This window comes from Neotabrizicola paludis (assembly GCF_044142105.1).
Lineage (GTDB): Bacteria > Pseudomonadota > Alphaproteobacteria > Rhodobacterales > Rhodobacteraceae > Pseudogemmobacter.
Genome location: NZ_JBGTYM010000008.1, coordinates 115,579 through 133,252 on the forward strand (window position 1 = coordinate 115,579; position 17,674 = coordinate 133,252).

Genomic DNA, 17,674 nt, shown 5'->3' on the forward strand with positions numbered 1-17,674 from the left:
CAATGGCTTGCGGCCTATCTCGCAACTGGGCCACGGCCCGCTAGAACTGGTCGAGCAGATCCGCCGCCTCATCCTCGGCCCGGGCGACCACGGAAACCAGTGTCTCGCGCGCCACAAGGGCGAGGTCATTTTCCAGGTCTTCGCGCCAGATCGACCAGGCGGGATGGGCATAGGTAGGCGCATCGACCACCGGATGCAGGCTGCCCGTTTCGACCGCGGCGCGGACATAGCGGGCGGGCAGATAGGTCGCAACGGCGCGGCTGCGGATGTAAAGCCCCGCCAGCGCGCCCAGACCCATGGTCACGGGCTTGGCGCGCAGGCCCGGCAGCGCCTCGTCATGGAAGCGCAGGAAATCAGGCCCCCAGTCGGCCAGAACATAGCGCCCTTCCAGATCCTCCAGCCGCGCCCCCTGCCAGGGGGAGACCATGACCAGCTGATCCTCGATCAGCCGCTCGGCGCGCAATCCGGGCCGGTTGATCGGCGCATAGCTGAGAACGACCTGGGCTGCGCCGGACAGCACCATCTGGGCCAGCCCCTCGGCCGCCGCCATTTCGGCCCGCAGCGTCAGATCAGGCCGCGCGGCATGCAGTGCATCCATCCAGCGAAAGCCCAGCCGCGGCCAGAGCGAGGCCTGCGCGCCGATGGTCAGGCTGCGGGTCACGCTTTCGGCCTGGGTGACGCTACGGCGGGCCTGTTCCCAATTCGCCAGGATGGTCAGGGCATGGCTGCGGAACTCGCGCCCCGCCGGGGTCAGCGTCACGCCATCCTTGGCGCGCAGGAACAGCGGGCGGCCCAACTGGTCCTCAAGCCGCTGAATGCGCAAAGAAACGGCAGATTGGGTCACGAAAAGACGCTCAGAGGCGGCAGCGAAAGAGCCCGAGGCGGCCACTTCGACGAAGCTGCGGATCAATTGCAGGTCCATGGCGCATCCTTTCGCCAGATCAGGGACTTGCGGTCTAGCGCCGGGCCTGGCGGCGCGGAAGACAAGGCGTCACCCAACGGGGGAGTGCCGCCGATGAGGCGGCGATCCGATCACGAAACCGCACCAGGGCAGCGACAGGTTTGAAGTCTGGCGTGAGCGGCCTAGCGGCGGCGCGGGGCAGCGCGGCGCGCGGGGGCTTCGGCGCGGACCGGCAGGGCGATCAGATGCTGGCGCAACCCGCCGCGCGGAGGCGCGTCATCCTCGGCCATCATCATGATGCGCAGGCCGAACTGGACGCCCGAGAAGACCACGCCGTTGAAGACAATCAGCATGGCCAACGCGATCAGCCCGCTTGAAGAGCCAAGGATCAGATGACCAAGCCCTATCACATCGAAGCCGACCATCAGCGCTGCGAAGACGGTCGAAAGGCCGAAGCCGATGGCGACGGATTGGATGTAGAGGCGGATCAGCTTGGGCATGGGCGACTCTCCTTGCATGTAGGTCAGGCTATGCCTGTGCAACCGGGATGTGAACCCCCGTTTGCCCCCCGCGCCTGCGACATCAGATCACGATCTGGCTGAACCCTTCGCGCAGCGCATTGGACCAGGCCTCGGACATGGCGCGGAACTGCGCGTCGCCTGCTTCGATCCGGCGGCGCATGGTGACCTGGCAGGCGTCACGTTCGATCACGCAGAGGTCAAGCGGCATCCCCACCGAGAGGTTCGAGCGCAGGGTCGAATCCATCGACAGAAGGACCGCCTTCTGGGCGTCAAGGATCGAAGTCGTGGGCTTGACCACACGGTCGAGGATCGGCTTGCCATATTTGTGCTCGCCGATCTGGAGGAAGGGCGTGTCCTCGGTCGCCTCGATGAAATTGCCTTCGGGATAGATCAGGAACAGCCGCATGGCGCCGCCCTTCCGCTGGCCCGCGACGATCATGCTGGCCGTGGCGCCCTGCTGCGCGGCCGATAGCTTCTCGTCGATCTCAAGCCGGACGGCGGCCAGGCGGTTGCCGACGATCTCGGCCACCTTGAGCATGGTGGGGGCCAGCATGATCGAGGTTTCGCCCGTGGCTTCGCGGTCTTCGATCGCCTCGCGCAACTGCGCGATGGTGGTCTGGCTGACCGACAGGCTGCCCGCAGTCATGATGACGATGACGCGCTCGCCAGGTTCCTCGAAGGTGAACATCTTGCGATAGATCGAGATATTGTCGAGGCCCGCATTGGTGCGGGTATCCGACAGGCAAACCATGCCCTCATTCAGAAGAAGTCCGACGCAATAGGTCATTCTCTGGGGTCCCCGGCCCGTCTGCAAGAGTGCTGCTTTCTGACTAACGGGGGCGAAATCACTTGAAAAGACCCCCTTTCAGGAAATTTTATTTCCCATCCCTATATGCCACTCCAGGGCTGACCCGGGCGGCTGCGACCTGCGCTCAGGTCGCAGCAGGCAGGATATCGACCGAAGGCAGCCAGGGCTTGATGTCAAGGACGGGCGTGCCGTCGAAGGCGTCGATGGCATCCAGCGCGAGCGTTCCCGAAGCCGCGTCCAGCGCAAGGATCGTCACCACCGCCAGTGCAATCGGATTGGGTCGTGCGGGCGAGCGCAAAGCGAAGACGCCGGTCGGGCCAGGGCGATGGCCGGGGGATTGCACGATCAGGTCGCGGCGCGCCTGCCCGGTCCAATACAAGACGACGATGCGATCGCCAGCGGCAAGGCCCTGAAGGCCAGCGCGATAGTCGGGCAAAAGCGTCAGCCCGAAAGCGCCGCCCCGCTCGCGCGCCTCGCGCAGGTTCTTGGGGCAACTGCCGCGCGACCAGGGCGAAGTGATGTGGCCGATAAAGACCAGCGCGGCCTCTGCGCGCTGGCCAGGGTCAAAGCCCAGCGCGATTTCGCCGGGCCTGGCCTTCTGTAACGTCATTCCGCGGCGGTGGCGCGCTTGGGCAGAACCCAGTTCGGCCGCGCGAAATGGCATGTATAGCCATTCGGGATGCGCTCAAGATAATCCTGATGCTCGGGTTCGGCCTGCCAGAAATCGCCCGCCGGTTCCACCTCGGTCACGACCTTGCCCGGCCAAAGGCCAGAGGCGTTCACATCGGCGATGGTGTCCAGCGCGATGCGGTGCTGGTCTTCGGACAAATAGTAGATGCCCGAGCGGTAGCTGAGGCCGCGGTCATTGCCCTGCCGGTTCGGTGTGGTCGGGTCATGGATCTGGAAGAAGAACTCCAAGAGCTTGCGATAGGACAACACCGCCGGATCGAAGACCACCTCGATCCCCTCGGCATGGGTGCCGTGGTTGCGGTAGATGGCATTGGCCACATCGCCGCCGGTATAGCCGACGCGGGTAGACACGACGCCGGGCATGCGGCGGATCAGATCCTGCATGCCCCAGAAGCAGCCGCCGGCCAGGATTGCGGTCTCGGTCATTTCACGTCCTCCACTTGGTCCAGATAGGCGCCGTAGCCTTCTTCCTCCATCTTCTCGCGCGGGATGAAACGCAGCGAGGCCGAATTGATGCAATAGCGCAGCCCACCGCGATCGCGCGGCCCGTCGGGGAAGACATGGCCCAGATGGCTGTCGCCATGGGCCGAACGGACCTCGGTGCGGATCATGCCATGGGTGGTGTCGCGCAGCTCGACCACATGGGCAGCTTCGACGGGCTTGGTAAAAGAGGGCCAGCCACAGCCGGAGTCGAACTTGTCGGACGAGGCGAAAAGGGGTTCGCCCGAGACGATATCGACATACAGCCCGACGGCCTTGTTGAAATTGTATTCGCCGGTCCAGGCCCGTTCGGTGCCGCTTTGCTGGGTGACGCGGTACTGTTCGGGGGTCAGCCGGGCGATGGCCTCGGCCGACTTGGCGTAAGCGGTCATTTGCGTCTCCTTGGGAAGGGTGCAGGCCCTATGTGGGAAGGGGTGGCCCGCATGTCCATGCCCTATACGGCCCGCCCCTGCCCTTCGTTACAGCGATCCTTCGTTGCAGCTATTCGGCCGGCATCCGCGCCTCGGCCATGCCGGCATACCAGCTGGCGCCGAAGGGAATGGCATTGTCGTCGAAATTATAGGCCGGGTGATGGACCATTGCCGTGTCGCCATTGCCAAGGAAGATATAGGCGCCGGGCCGCGCGTTCAGCATATAGCTGAAATCCTCGGCCCCCATCAGCGGCGGGGTTTCGGCATTGACCTGGCCCGAAACGTCTTGCGCCACCTTGACCGCATGGGCGGTGTTTTCCGGTGCATTGACGGTGACGGGATAGCCGCGCTGGTAATCGACCTGCGCGCGGGCGCCCAGAGCCAGCGCCGTGCCCTCGGCGATCTCGTGGATGCGGCGTTCAACCAGGTCCTGCACGTCGGGATCCAGCGTACGCACGGTGCCGCGCAGGATGACCTGCTGCGGGATGACGTTATGGGCCGGGCTGTCGGTTTCCACAGCGCAGATCGAGACGACGACCTGTTTCAGCGGATCGACGTTCCGGCTGGCAATCGTTTGCAGCGCGATGATGACATGGGCAGCGACGACGGTCGTGTCGACGCAGTCATGCGGCTTGGCGGCATGACCGCCCTTGCCGGTCAAAGTGATCTCGAGCGTGTCGGCAGCGGCCATGATAGAGCCTTCGCGAATGGCGAAATGGCCGACAGGGATGCCGGGCATATTGTGCATGCCATAGACTTCCTGCACGCCCCAGCGGTCCATCATGCCGTCATCCACCATCTCCTTGCCGCCGCCGCCGCCCTCTTCGGCAGGCTGGAAGATGCAGACGACCGAGCCGTCGAAATTGCGCGTCTCGGCCAGATATTTCGCCGCGCCCAGCAACATCGAGGTATGGCCGTCATGGCCGCAGGCATGCATCGCGCCCTTGGTCTTCGAGGCATAGGGCAGCCCGGTCTGTTCAATGATCGGCAGCGCGTCCATATCGGCGCGCAGCCCGATCACACGGCCCTTGCTGTCGGACCTGCCCTTGATCACCGCGACGACGCCGGTGCGGCCGATCCCTTCCACCACCTCGTCGCAACCGAAGCTGCGGCACAGTTCGGCCACGCGGGCAGCGGTGCGGTGGACCTCGAACTGCAGTTCCGGGTTTTCATGAAAATCACGGCGCCAGGCGGTGATTTCGGGCAAGAGTTCGGCGAAACGGTTCTTGACGGGCATTGTGATCCTCAGGCTTTGGGTAGGCGGTTCTCGACCAGGGCGACAAAGTAGCTGCACCCTGCCGGAATGGCCTGATCGTTGAAATCATATGCGGGGTTGTGGCACTGGGCGCTATCGCCATTGCCCAGGAAGATATAGGCGCCGGGCCGGGCCTCGAGCATATAGGAGAAATCCTCGGCCGGCATGATCGGCGGAATGTCCCGCAGCACGGCGCCCGCGCCCGCAACGCTTTCGGCAGCGCGGATGGCATAGTCGGTTTCCCGGGCGGCATTGACCGTCACCGGATAGCCGCGCTCATAGACGACCTCGGCCGTGGCGCCATAGGCGGCAGCGGTGGCGGTCGCGACCGCCGCGATCCGCGCTTCGGCCAGGTCGCGCAACTTCGGATCAAGCGCGCGCACCGTGCCTTCCATGACCGCGCGATTGGCGATGACGTTCGAGGCCCGGCTGTCGGTCTGGAACGTGCCGACGGTCAGCACCATGGCGGCCAGCGGATCGGCATTGCGCGCGACCACCGATTGCAGGGCCACGACCGTTGCGCAGGCAGCCAGCGTGGTGTCGACGGCCAGATGCGGCTCGGCCGCATGGCCGCCCTTGCCGGTCACGGTGATGCGAAACTCGTCGGCCGAGGCCTGCAAGGCGCCCGCCCGGATCGCGAAATGGCCGGTCGGCAGGCCGGGCGCGTTGTGCAGACCATAGACCTCGTCGATGGCGAAACGGTCCATCAGCCCGTCTTCGATCATCGCCTTGGCCCCTGCCCCGCCTTCTTCGGCGGGCTGGAAGATGCAGACCACGGTACCGTCGAAATTACGCGTCTCCGCCAAGTATTTGGCCGCGCCCAAAAGGATCGAGGTATGGCCGTCATGGCCGCAGGCATGCATCTTGCCCGGCGTCTTCGACGCATAAGGCAGCCCGGTGATTTCCTCGATCGGCAGCGCGTCCATATCGGCGCGAAAACCCAGCGTGCGGCCCGAACTGGTGCTGCGACCGTGGATCACCGCAACCAGGCCGCTGCCGCCGATCCCTTCGACCACCTCGTCGCAGCCGAAGCTGCGGCACAGCTCGGCCACGCGCGACGAGGTGCGGGGCAGATCATACATCAGCTCGGGATATTCATGAAAATCCCGGCGCCAGCCGGTGATCTCGGGCAGAAGCTCGGCGAAACGGTTCTTGACGGGCACGGGAGGTCTCCTTTGCCGCGGGATGGTGAACCCGGGCGGCGGCGGGGGCAAGGGCTCCTTGGAGATTTCGTGTTTCGCTGCGGGAAAGAGGCGAAGACAAGCCGGAGGCGACGAGGGAGACTAAAGGCTGGGACCCGGCGCGATTTTGGTGCCATCGGTGAAGCGCGACAGACGGAAGCGCGACAGGTCGTGGCCGGCGTCTTCGCCCGCGACCAGGCTGGCCACAACCCGGCCCATGCCGGGACCGATGCCGAAACCATGGCCGCTCATCCCCGTGGCGATGGTCAGGCCCGGGATCGGCGCGTGGTCCACCACCGGCACAACATCGGGCATGGTGTCGATCATCCCCGCCCAAGCGGTGCGCAGGCTGGGGCGACCGATTCCAGGGAAGGCACTGGCGAAGCTGTCCTGCACGCGGCCCAACGTGGCCAGGTTCGGCGCGGGGTTCAGGATGCGGATCTTCTCGAAGGGCGAGAGCTGGTCCGCCGCCCAGCTCCGGGGCGTTCCCCAGGCGTCCGGGTAGCCCGACGGTGCCGCGGGCCGGAAATGCGTGGACCGGAAATCCTTTTTCAGAACAGGCAAATAGAAACCGAAGCTCGCGAAAGCATCGCGCCCGATGAAGAAATCATGTTCCGCCCCCGGGGCAAGGGTGTAGCCGCCATCCGCCCGCCGGCGGAGTGCGAAGGAATCGTCGCAAGCGGCGCCATCAAACACCTCGGGCAAGGGCCCGGTCTCGGCGACGCTGGCCAGAACGGCAAGCTGCGGGATCTTCACCCCATGCGCGCCGAGGAACAGCCGCGACCAGGCGCCTGCGGCCACCACCACCCGCTCGGCGGCAATGCGCCCCTTCTCTGTCACCACACCCGCGATCCTGCCAGCGGCAAGATCAAGCGCCCGCACGGCGCAATTCTCGACGATCGTCACGCCGCGCGCCTGCGCGGCGGCGGCCAGCATCGGCACGGCGACCCAGGGCTCGGCCTTGGCGTCGGAGGCCGTCCAGATCGCGCCCTTCCAGGGCGCGGCGGCGCCACGGAACATGCCCAGAGCTTCACCCGCCGTCAGCATCCGCGTGTCGAGCCCATTGTCGCGGGCATGGGGCAGCCAGGCCTCGAACCCGGCGATCTCGCGCTCGGTCTGGGCCAGATACATCACGCCGGTCTGGCGGAAGCCCAACCCCTCGCCCAATTCCTGCGCCAGCGATTTCCATATCCGCAGGCTTTCCACCATGATCGGCAATTCGCCTGCGTCGCGGCCCTGCTGGCGGATCCAGCCCCAATTGCGGCTGGATTGCTCGCCCGCGACACGGCCCTTTTCGCAAAGAGTGACCCGCAGGCCCCTTTCGGCCAGGTGCCACGCAGTCATCACGCCAATGACGCCCGCCCCGATCACCACGACATCGGTTGCCGCCGGAAGCGGGCCAGGAAAGCGGATGGGACTGCCGTCGTGGATCGGGAAGGTCACGCCAGCGTCTCCAGCAGTTTCTGCATGAAGCGATGCCCGGCCTCGAATTGCGCCACGTCGATATACTCATCGGCCTGATGCGCCTGGGCGATGTCGCCAGGGCCGCAGACAACGGCGGAATAGCCCGCCTCCTGGAACTGCCCGGCTTCGGTGCCGTAACTGACCACGCCGGTCGCGTTGTCACCGGTAAGGCACACAACCAGCGCTTCGGCTGGGCCGTGATCTTCGGGCTTGAGGGCGGGGACGCCGAAGAAACGATCAAGGATAACCCCCGCCTCGGGGCGGCGTGCTTTCAGCGCCGCGTCCAGCCGCGCGGCTTCGGCCACGAAATCGGCAGCGATCGAGTCAAGATCATCATCCGGCGTCACCCGCATCTCGACCGCAAAGCGGCAATCGGCGGCGGTGATGTTATGCGCCGTGCCGCCCTGGATCATGCCGACATGCAGGGTGGTGAAGGGCGGATCGAACAGGGCGCCAAGAGGTTTGCGCGGCGCAGACTGGATGGCCGCATTGCGGTCATTGATCCATTGGATCAGCCGCGCCCCCTCCATGATCGCGGAGACGCCCTGCGGCAGAAGCGAGGAATGGACCTCATAGCCCTTCACATGGACATGATATCCGGTGCCGCCCTTATGGCCGGTGATCAGCTTCATCCGCGACGGCTCACCCACGATCACCGCGCTGCCCTTGGGCAAGACGCCCTGCATGGCGGCGATCATCGGCGGCGCGCCGGTGCAGCCGATTTCCTCGTCATAGGACAGCGCGATCTGCAGCGGGCGGTTGACGCCCTGCGCCTTGGCCCGCACCAGCGCCCAGATCGCCAAGGCATCATAGCCTTTCATGTCGCAGGTGCCGCGCCCGAAAAGCCGCCCGTCGCGTTCGGTGACGACCCAGGGGTCCGAGGTCCAGTCCTGACCGTCCACTGGTACAACATCGGTATGCCCCGACAGGACCACGGCGCCTTCGACCCACGGGCCGACATGGGCAAAGAGCGCGGCTTTCTGCCGGTCTTCGTTCCAGTGGCGATGGCTTTCGATGCCATGGCCCGCAAGATACCCCTCAAGCCAATCGATCAGGTCAAGATTCGAGCGCCGACTCACTGTCGGAAAGTTGACCAGCCGGTCAAGAATCTGACGTGGCGTCAGTTCGTCCATGGCAATGCCCCCAGATGTAGTGGCCAACCTTCACCTTGGCCCTAAAGCTGTCAAGTCCTCGCAATTTGACCGACAGACACTGCAATATGCCGGGGATTTCAGATGGATTTGCCCGGCACAAACAGGATTGATAGAGGGAGAAAAATCGGGAAAAGTCGTGAAACGCGGCGGGACCTGGGCATAACCCGGCCTGAAATCCGAAGAAAAACAAGAAGAAGACTACACGGGGAGAACTTCATGCCCGATGGGGCGCAGCCTGTCCTTGATGTCAGGGGCCTGAAGACCGTTTTCCGCACTCGTGCGGGAGAGATCCATGCCGTGAATGACGTTAGCTTCGCCTTGCAGAGGGGCGAATTGCTGGGCGTCGTGGGTGAGAGTGGCTCGGGTAAATCGGTGACGATGATGTCGCTCTTGCGGCTCCTGCCGATGCCTCCGGCCGAGATTCGGGCCGGCCAGGCGCTCTTAGGCGGCACCGACATTCTCAAGGTCGGGCCGGAGGAGCTGCGCGCCATTCGTGGCGGCAAGATCGGCTTTGTCTTCCAGGACCCGATGACCAGCCTCAACCCGGTCTTTACCGTCGGCAACCAGATCATGGAGCCCCTGCGCAAGCACCTGGGGATGGACAAGAAGCAGGCGGCAGACCGGGCGACGGAATTGCTTGAACTGGTCGGCATTCCCGATGCGCGGCGGCGGCTGGGCGATTATCCGCACCAGTTCTCGGGCGGGATGCGGCAGCGGGTGATGATCGCCATCGCCCTGGCCTGTGACCCCGAAGTGCTGATCGCCGATGAGCCGACAACCGCGTTGGACGTGACCATCCAGGCGCAGATTCTGGAATTGGTGAAGGACCTTCGCCAGAAGCTTGGCATGGCGATCATCTGGATCACACATGATCTGGGCGTGATCGCGGGCATCGCCGACCGGGTGATGGTGATGTATGGTGGCCAGGTGGCCGAAGAAGCCCCGGTCAAGGAGCTGTTCGCCCGACCGCAGCACCCCTATACCCGGGCGCTTCTGAAAACGATCCCGAAGATTTCCGGCGCGCGCGAGGCCCGGCTGAAGGTGATCGAGGGGCAGCCGCCCATCATGTCCGCCACCCCGGTAGCATGCCCCTTCCGGCACCGCTGCGAATATCGCTTCGACCGGTGCGATGTGGAAAATCCCGCCTTGCGCGGCGTCAGCCCCGGCCATGCCGTGGCCTGCCACTGGACCGCCCCGGCCGGGGCCCCTGCAGAGGGGGTGGTTCATGCTTGACGCAAACCCGCAACCGCTGGTTCAGGTCCAAGACCTGAAGATGTATTTCCCGATCCGCTCGGGCCTGCTGCGCATTCATACCGGCGATGTAAAGGCGGTGGACGGCGTGTCCTTCTCGATCCGCGCTGGCGAGACGCTGGGCCTGGTGGGCGAGTCGGGATGCGGCAAATCGACCGTGGGGCGCGCCCTTCTGCGGCTTTACGAGCCGACGGCGGGCAAGGTGGTGATTGACGGCGAGGATGTCGCCAGTCTTTCCACCGAAAAGTTGCGGCGCAAGCGCCCGACCATGCAGATGGTGTTCCAGGACCCGCAGGCAAGCCTGAACCCGCGCATGTCGGTTGCCGACATCATCGCCGAGCCGCTGGACGAACACACCGACTGGCCGCGCGCGAAGAAGACCGAGCGGGTCTATGAGCTGCTGGATGCGGTGGGTCTGAATCGCCGCTTCGCCAACCGCTTCCCGCATGAGTTTTCCGGTGGCCAGCGCCAGCGCATCGGCATTGCCCGCGCCTTGGCCCTGAACCCGAAATTCATCGTCTGCGACGAACCGATTGCGGCGCTGGACGTCTCGATCCAGGCCCAGGTCGTCAACCTTCTGGAAGACCTTCAGGACAGGCTGGGCCTGACCTATCTGTTCATCAGCCATGACCTGTCGATGGTGCGCCACCTCGCCGACCGTGTGGCAGTGATGTATCTGGGGCGGATCGCCGAACTGTCCCCTTCTGCCGATCTGTATGCCCGGCCGCTTCACCCCTATGCCGAGGCGCTGCTCTCGGCAGTGAACGAGCCCGATCCCGAGATTGCGGCGCGGCGCAACCGCATCATCCTGAAAGGCGATGTGCCCTCGCCGGCAAACCCGCCCAAGGGCTGCAATTTCTGCACCCGCTGCCCCAAGGTCTTCGACCTGTGCCGCAGCGTGAAGCCCGAACTGGTCGAGGTGGAGCCGGGCCGACTGGTGGCCTGCCATCTTTACACCGACAAAACCGCGACGGCCGGATCAACCGGTCGCATTGGGGCCCAAGAGCACAACCAACAGACCAACCAACAAGGAGTGTCGTGATGAAACTGAGAACCGCCCTGCTGGGCGCGATCTGCGTGGCGGGTTCCGCCACGGTCGCGCTCGCCGATCGCGGCGCCGATGGGCATGTCAACGTGCTCTACTGGCAGGCACCGTCGATCCTGAACCCCTATCTGTCCTCGGGCACCAAGGATGTGGAAACCTCCTCGCTTGTGCTGGAAGGGCTGGCGGGCTTTGACGAGAAGGGTGTGGTCTTCCCGCGTCTGGCCGTCGATGTGCCCACCGTCGAGAATGGCGGCATCACGCCCGATCTGATGCAGATCACCTGGAAGCTGAAGCCGGGTCTGCTGTGGTCAGACGGCACGCCGGTCACCTCGGCCGACGCCAAGTTCACCTATGAATATTGTACCCATCCCGAGGGCGGCTGCGCCCAGGCGGCACGCTACGAAGGCATCGCGTCGATCGAGACGCCCGATGCCGAAACCATCGTGATCAAGTATACCGCACCAAAGCCCAACCCCTATACGGCCTTTGTCGGCGGCACCTCGCCGCTTCTCCAGGCGGCGCAATTCGCCAATTGCCTGGGCGCGGCGGCCTCGACCTGTACTGACCAGAACTTCAAACCGATCGGCACCGGCCCCTTCATGGTCAAGGACTTCAAGGTCAATGACACGGTGGAAATGGTTGCCAACCCGAACTACCGCGACCCGGCCAAGCCCGCTTTCGCGACGATGACGATCAAGGGCGGCGGCGATGCCACCGCAGCGGCCCGCGCCGTGATGGAAACCGGCGAATTCGACTATGCTTGGAACACCCAGATCAACCCCGAACAGCAGGAACAGATGAAGGCCGCCGGCAAGGGCGTGCTTCTGAACGGCTTCGGCACGCTGGTCGAGCGGATCGAGATGAACATGACCGATCCCTCGCCGGACCTGGCCGAGGGCGAGCGGTCCACCACCAAGCATCCGCACCCCTTCCTGTCGGACATCCGCGTCCGCAAGGCGCTGTCGATGGCGATCGACCGTCAGACCCTGGTCGATATCGGCTATGGTTCGGCCGGCCGCGCCACCTGCAACCTGGTGCCCGCGCCCGAGATGTTCGCCTCGAAGAACACCGACTGCATCGCGCAGGACATGGAAGGCGCCAAGGCTCTGATGGCCGAAGCGGGCTGGACCGACACCGACGGGGACGGCTTCCTCGACAAGGATGGCAAGAAGATGCACATCCTCTACCAGACCTCGACCAACCCGGTCCGTCAGGACTTCCAGGCGGTCATCAAGGACTGGTGGACCGAGCTGGGCGTGGATGTCGAACTGAAGAATATCGATGCCTCGGTCTTCTTCGGCGGCGATGCGGGTTCGCCCGACACGTTCCAGAAGTTCTACGCCGATGTCGAAATGTACGCCAACAACTTCGACGGCACCGATCCCGAGCCCTACCTGGCGCAGTACCTCTGCAACAAGATCCCGGGCCCGGAGAACCAGTGGCAGGGCGAGAACATCAACCGCTTCTGCGACCCGGCCTATGATGCCCTGGTCGATGAGCTGTCGAAGACCGCCGATATGGCCAAGCGTTCCGAAATCGCCATCAAGCTGAACGAGATGCTGACCAAGGACAGCTATGTCGTCGTGCCGCTGGTCGACCGCGGTCGTCTGTCGGCCGCGTCGAACACGCTGGGCGGCGTTGTGCTGAACACCTGGGACACCGAGCTGTGGAATGCCCAGGACTGGTTCCGCATGAAGTGATCTGACAGGGCGCGCCGGCCTGCCCGGCGCGCCCCCCTTCCGTCACTTCTCCCCTTTCCCATTCGACCGATCTGCCGAGGCGCCCGCCATGTTGACCTTCACCCTGCGACGGTTGTTGCTGGCCATCCCGACGCTTCTGCTGATCAGTCTTGTGATCTTCTTCCTGGTCGACCTTGCGCCCGGCTCTCCGGCGAGCGAGATTCCCCTGACCGTGCCACCCGAAGTGCGCGCTAAGATCCTGGAAAGCCTGGGCGTCAACCAGCCGGTCTGGGTGCGCTACCTGCTGTGGCTGAAGCAGTTCTTCTATGTCGAGCCGCTGAACGGCATCGACGCGATGTTCGGCACCAATTACGCCGAGGGGATGCAGCGGATCATCAGCTATCAAAGCCGCTCGCCCGTCTTCTCGATCATCGCCGACCGCATCCCGCAGACGCTGACCGTCATCGGCACCGCCTATCTTGTCGGCGTGATGATCGCGCTCCCTATCGGCATCTATTCGGCCTATCGGCAATATTCGCTGTTCGATCAGTTGGGCACGGTCTTCGCCATGATCGGCTTCTCGGTGCCGACCTTCTTCACCGGCACGCTGTTCATCATCATCTTCGCGGTCTGGCTGGGGTGGTTCCCCACCAAATATGACACGACGTTGAACGTGACCGACTGGGACAGTTTCCTGAAGCAGCTCCGCCAGATGGCCATGCCGGTAATGGTCCTGGGTCTGGCCAATGCCGCTGCGATCAGCCGCTACATGCGCTCATCCATGCTGGACAATATGGGGCAGGACTATGTGCGCACCGCCCGTGCCAAGGGCATGAACGAAAAGGTCGTGGTCCTGAAGCACGTCCTGCGCAATTCGCTGATCCCGGTGGTCACCGTCATCGCACTTGGCATCCCCTCGATCTTCGGCGGCGCCATCATCACCGAGAACCTGTTCGGCGTGAACGGCATCGGCTCAGCGCTGATCCAGGCGATCCATGGCAATGACCTGCCCATGGTGCAGACGCTGGCCTTCATCTTCGCGATCCTGATCGTGCTCTTCAACCTGATCGCCGACCTTCTCTATGGCATGCTTGACCCGAGGATCCGCTATGACTGATGCATCCATGGGCGTCGCCCCGCCCGAGAGCCAGCTCAAGGCGGTCTGGCTGCAATTCATCAAGCACAGGGGCGCGATGTTCGGGCTGATCGTCCTGGTCACGCTGGTGGTGCTGGTCCTCTTGGGGCCGCTGTTCTGGCACCCCGAGAAGCTGAAAGTGGTCGAGGCACTGAAGTCGAAGAACCTTGGGCCTTCGCTGAAGTTTCCGCTGGGCACCGACCATCTAGGCCGCGACACGTTGCAGCGCATGATGGCGGCGGGCAAGGTCAGCCTTGCCGTGGGTTTCGTTGCCATGACCATCGCCATAGTGTTCGGCACCACGATCGGCGTGCTGGCGGGCTATTTCAGGCGGCTGGACGGTCCCTTGATGCGGCTGACCGATATGTTCCTCGCCCTGCCGCTGATCCCGCTGCTTCTGGTGCTGGTCATGCTGTTCCGCGACCGCATCGCCGGAATCCTTGGGCCCGAGATCGGCGCCTTCACTCTGATCGTCTTCGCCATCGGCATGACGAGCTGGATGCAGGCGGCGCGCATCGTGCGCGGCGAGGTACTGGCGCTCAAGGAGCGCGAATATGTGCTGGCCTCGCGCTCGATCGGCACAAGACCGCGCCGGGTGATCCTGCGCCACATCCTGCCCAATGTTCTGTCGCCCGTCATGGTGGCGGCGACGCTGGGCGTGGCAGAGGCGATCATCACCGAATCCGTCCTGTCCTTCCTGGGCCTGGGTTTCCCGCCCGATTTCCCGACCTGGGGCCGGCTGTTGTACGAAGGGCTCGACTACATGCAGCAATACCCCGCCCGGGTGATCTTCCCGGGGCTGGCGATCTCGCTGACGGTGCTGTCGGTCAATCTGATCGGCGACGGGTTGCGCGACGCGCTGGATCCGAGGATCCGCGGGCGATAACGCCCGCGGACGGAAAGCACGCCAGTCCGCCTAGATTTTTCGACGACAGAGAACCTCTTGCGGTTCAGTGCATCCCCTTGCGGATGCGGCGGATCATCAGCCAGACCAGGAAGATGACCGGAAGCACCAAAGCGCCGGTCAGCATCTCCTTGGTCAGGCCAAATTCATGCGCCAGCGGGTAGGCTGCATAGGCGGCAAGGCTGACGGCGTAATAGCTGATCGCCACAACCGACAGGCCTTCGACCGTATGCTGCAGGCGCAGTTGCAGATCGGCGCGGCGGTCCATGCTTTCCAGCACCTTCTGGTTCTGGGCCGAACGCTCCACATCCACCCGCGTCCGCAACAGCTCCGACGCCCGCGCCGCCCGGTCCACCATGGCCTTGAGCCGCCCCTCGGCCGATTTCACTGTGCGCATCGCCGGATCGTAGCGCCGCATCATGAACTCGGCAAAGGTCTGACGGCCATTGATCCGCTCTTCCCGCAGCACCTCGATCCGCTGGTTCAGGATCGCCTCATAGGCAGCGGTCGCACCGAAGCGGAACGAGAACTGCACTGCAAGGCTTTCCAGTTCGGCCGAGATCGCCAGCAATTCATGCAATGTCGTTTCCGGCGAGCGCCCTGCCATATCCAGCCCCGAGACCAGGGCCGACAGCGCAGGATCTAGCGCATTGAGCCTTGCGCTCAGGCTGCGGGCGCGCAGAAGGCCCAGCATCGACATGGCGCGGTAGATCTCGATCTCGCAGAGCCGCTGGACGATCCGCCCCACCCGACGCGCGCCCGTGCCGGGGCGGACAAAAACGGCAAAGCGCATCTGGCCAGCGGGGTCGATGTGGAAATCACCGGCTATGACAGCGGCCCCGTCGACCACCCGGCTCATCGCCAGGCTTTCCGGCACGAACCAGTCTTCGACCTGCCGCAGCATCTCGCTTTCATCCTGGGGCATCGGCACGATGCGGATCAGGGCCGAGGTCAGCCGCCGCCCCGGCGCCGAGACAAGCCAACCCTCGGGCAAGAGCGCGGCATCCGCCGGATCAAAAGGCCGCGCCGAAACGCCGGGCGTGAAGGCCGTGTAGGTGACGAACTCGGTATGGCTTTCCCATTTCAGCACCGCCCGGCCCAGAGGCCCCGAGAAATGCGTGGCCTCCGGTTGTGGGTGGGACGAGCCATGCAGGTCAAGAAGCGCCAGAAGATGCGCCCGGTCGCGCGCGCGGTCGCGGTTCGCGGCCGCTACAGGCTCCTTGAAAGCCACGAACAACGCGGTCGAGGGCACTTCGACCAGAGGAAAGGGCCGGGCGTGAAGCTCGTTCACGGTGGCATAGCGAAGCGGGTGGTCCTGATCGGGGGTCATGCGCGGCACCTAGGGTCTCTTCCCGCGCCATAGGGCGGGCAGGCCCGGAGGGGCCAGAAAAATCCCAGTGCGCAAGGGTATGCAACGGCGCTGTTGCGCGATTGCAATCCCCCTGCCGCCCTCAGGGCCGGATCGTGCCGTTGCCGGTGACCAGATATTTGAAGCTGCACAATTGTTCGGCGCCCACCGGACCGCGCGCATGAAGCTTGCCCGTCGCGATGCCGATCTCGCCGCCCATGCCGAACTCGCCGCCATCGGCGAATTGGGTGCTGGCATTGCGCATCAGGATGGCGGAGTCGAGTTGCTTGAAAAACTGCTCGGCCGTGGCGTCATTCTCGGTCAGGATCGCCTCGGTGTGCTGGCTGCCATATTTGCGGATATGGGCGATGGCCTGATCCACCCCATCGACCAGTTTCACCGCGATGATCTTGTCCAGGAATTCATGGCCGAAATCTTCGGGCGCAGCCTTTGCCGTGCCCTTGATCTTCGCAAGCTCACCCTCGGCGCGCACCTCGACCCCGGCCTTCATCAGATCCTCGACCAGAACGCCGCCATGCTTGGTGTAGAACTGCCAGTCGATCAGCAGGCATTCGGCCGCCCCGCAAACCCCTGTCCGCCGGGTCTTGGCGTTCAGCACCACGGCACGCGCCTTTTCCAGATCGGCGTCACGGTCGGCATAGATGTGGCAGATGCCCTCCAGATGGGCAAAGACCGGCACCCGCGCCTCGCGCTGCACCAGCCCGACCAGCCCCTTGCCGCCGCGCGGCACGATCACGTCGATATGCCCAACCGCGCGCAGCATGGCCGTCACCATCTCGCGGTCGGCCACCGGCACCAGCTGGATGGCCGCTTCGGGCAGGTTCGCCGCGCGCAGGCCCTCCAGCATGCAGGCATGGATCGCTTCCGAAGAATTGCGGCTGTCCGACCCGCCGCGCAGGATCGCCGCATTGCCGGATTGCAGGCACAGCGCCCCGGCATCCGCCGTCACATTGGGCCGGCTTTCAAAAATGATGCCGACCACGCCCAGCGGTGTCGCAACGCGCTGGATATGCAGGCCGTTCGGCCGGTCCCATTCCGCCAGCACGCGGCCGACCGGATCCTTCTGCTCGGCAATCGCGCGCAAGCCGTCGGAAATCCCGCGCACCCGCGCCTCGTTCAGGGTCAGCCGGTCCAGCATGGCGGCGGTCATGCCTTTCTTCTCGGCCTCGGCCAGATCCATGACATTCTCGTCCAGGATCGCCTGCCGCCGCTCCCAGATCGCGGTCGCGGCCGCCTGCAAGGCCACGGCCTTGCGCTCGGAGGAGGCAAGGGCCAGTTCCGCCGCGGCAGCCCTGGCCTTGCGGCCGATGTCGTTCATCAAATCACTGAATTGCCCGTCCATGCCCTAGCCCCTTCATCTTGGCCCAAATATCCCGGGGGTCCGAGGGCAGAGCCCCCGGGGCCTG

General features: G+C 64.6%; 17 protein-coding genes. 5 read left to right on the forward strand and 12 right to left on the reverse strand.

Going from position 1 to position 17,674, the window contains the following annotated elements; all coding sequences use genetic code 11:
• Positions 1–40: 40 nt before the first annotated feature.
• From ACED67_RS16515 to argE, 10 genes are all read right to left on the reverse strand, one after another.
• Positions 41–922, reverse strand: coding sequence for a LysR family transcriptional regulator (locus ACED67_RS16515; RefSeq protein ID WP_395542815.1), 882 nt, complete (start codon positions 920–922; stop codon positions 41–43).
• A gap of 161 nt (positions 923–1,083) precedes the next feature.
• A complete protein-coding gene (locus tag ACED67_RS16520) occupies positions 1,084–1,401 on the reverse strand; it encodes a hypothetical protein (RefSeq protein WP_395542816.1) in 318 nt (105 codons plus the stop codon).
• Positions 1,402–1,483: 82 nt separating this feature from the next.
• On the reverse strand, positions 1,484–2,209 hold the full coding sequence (locus ACED67_RS16525; protein ID WP_395542817.1) for a proteasome-type protease: 726 nt from the start codon (positions 2,207–2,209) through the stop codon (positions 1,484–1,486).
• A gap of 145 nt (positions 2,210–2,354) precedes the next feature.
• Positions 2,355–2,840, reverse strand: a complete 486-nt coding sequence (locus ACED67_RS16530; RefSeq protein WP_395542818.1) for an SAM-dependent methyltransferase — start codon at positions 2,838–2,840, stop codon at positions 2,355–2,357.
• The gene (msrA, locus tag ACED67_RS16535) at positions 2,837–3,346 is read right to left on the reverse strand and encodes a peptide-methionine (S)-S-oxide reductase MsrA (RefSeq protein WP_395542819.1); all 510 of its coding nucleotides are present in this window, start codon (positions 3,344–3,346) and stop codon (positions 2,837–2,839) included. Before msrA ends, ACED67_RS16530 begins: the two co-directional genes overlap by 4 nt.
• Positions 3,343–3,792, reverse strand: a complete 450-nt coding sequence (msrB, locus tag ACED67_RS16540; protein ID WP_395542820.1) for a peptide-methionine (R)-S-oxide reductase MsrB — start codon at positions 3,790–3,792, stop codon at positions 3,343–3,345. Before msrB ends, msrA begins: the two co-directional genes overlap by 4 nt.
• A gap of 109 nt (positions 3,793–3,901) precedes the next feature.
• Complete coding sequence (locus ACED67_RS16545) at positions 3,902–5,068, reverse strand: M20 aminoacylase family protein (RefSeq protein ID WP_395542821.1); 1,167 nt, start codon at positions 5,066–5,068, stop codon at positions 3,902–3,904.
• Positions 5,069–5,076: 8 nt separating this feature from the next.
• The gene (locus ACED67_RS16550) at positions 5,077–6,249 is read right to left on the reverse strand and encodes a M20 aminoacylase family protein (RefSeq protein WP_395542822.1); all 1,173 of its coding nucleotides are present in this window, start codon (positions 6,247–6,249) and stop codon (positions 5,077–5,079) included.
• A gap of 120 nt (positions 6,250–6,369) precedes the next feature.
• A complete protein-coding gene (locus ACED67_RS16555) occupies positions 6,370–7,710 on the reverse strand; it encodes an NAD(P)/FAD-dependent oxidoreductase (RefSeq protein WP_395542823.1) in 1,341 nt (446 codons plus the stop codon).
• Entirely contained in the window at positions 7,707–8,864 is a 1,158-nt protein-coding gene (gene argE / locus ACED67_RS16560) for an acetylornithine deacetylase (protein ID WP_395542824.1), read from the reverse strand. The genes ACED67_RS16555 and argE overlap by 4 nt, the downstream gene beginning before the upstream one ends.
• A gap of 237 nt (positions 8,865–9,101) precedes the next feature.
• On the opposite strand from argE, the gene ACED67_RS16565 reads away from it, so the two are divergent.
• From ACED67_RS16565 to ACED67_RS16585, 5 genes are all read left to right on the forward strand, one after another.
• Positions 9,102–10,118: an ABC transporter ATP-binding protein gene (locus ACED67_RS16565; RefSeq protein ID WP_395542825.1), complete on the forward strand. Its 1,017-nt coding sequence runs from the start codon at positions 9,102–9,104 to the stop codon at positions 10,116–10,118.
• Entirely contained in the window at positions 10,111–11,178 is a 1,068-nt protein-coding gene (locus tag ACED67_RS16570; RefSeq protein WP_395542826.1) for an ABC transporter ATP-binding protein, read from the forward strand. The genes ACED67_RS16565 and ACED67_RS16570 overlap by 8 nt, the downstream gene beginning before the upstream one ends.
• A complete protein-coding gene (locus ACED67_RS16575) occupies positions 11,178–12,881 on the forward strand; it encodes a peptide ABC transporter substrate-binding protein (RefSeq protein ID WP_395542827.1) in 1,704 nt (567 codons plus the stop codon). The genes ACED67_RS16570 and ACED67_RS16575 overlap by 1 nt, the downstream gene beginning before the upstream one ends.
• Positions 12,882–12,969: 88 nt before the next feature.
• Entirely contained in the window at positions 12,970–13,977 is a 1,008-nt protein-coding gene (locus ACED67_RS16580) for an ABC transporter permease (RefSeq protein ID WP_395542828.1), read from the forward strand.
• Complete coding sequence (locus tag ACED67_RS16585) at positions 13,970–14,881, forward strand: ABC transporter permease (RefSeq protein ID WP_395542829.1); 912 nt, start codon at positions 13,970–13,972, stop codon at positions 14,879–14,881. Before ACED67_RS16580 ends, ACED67_RS16585 begins: the two co-directional genes overlap by 8 nt.
• Before the next feature lie 64 nt (positions 14,882–14,945).
• On the opposite strand, the gene ACED67_RS16590 is transcribed toward ACED67_RS16585, so the two are convergent.
• Both ACED67_RS16590 and ACED67_RS16595 read right to left on the reverse strand, forming a co-directional pair.
• Complete coding sequence (locus tag ACED67_RS16590) at positions 14,946–16,229, reverse strand: DUF3422 family protein (RefSeq protein WP_395542830.1); 1,284 nt, start codon at positions 16,227–16,229, stop codon at positions 14,946–14,948.
• Between the two features lie 121 nt (positions 16,230–16,350).
• The gene (locus ACED67_RS16595) at positions 16,351–17,610 is read right to left on the reverse strand and encodes a glutamate-5-semialdehyde dehydrogenase (protein ID WP_395542831.1); all 1,260 of its coding nucleotides are present in this window, start codon (positions 17,608–17,610) and stop codon (positions 16,351–16,353) included.
• Positions 17,611–17,674 lie beyond the last annotated feature (64 nt).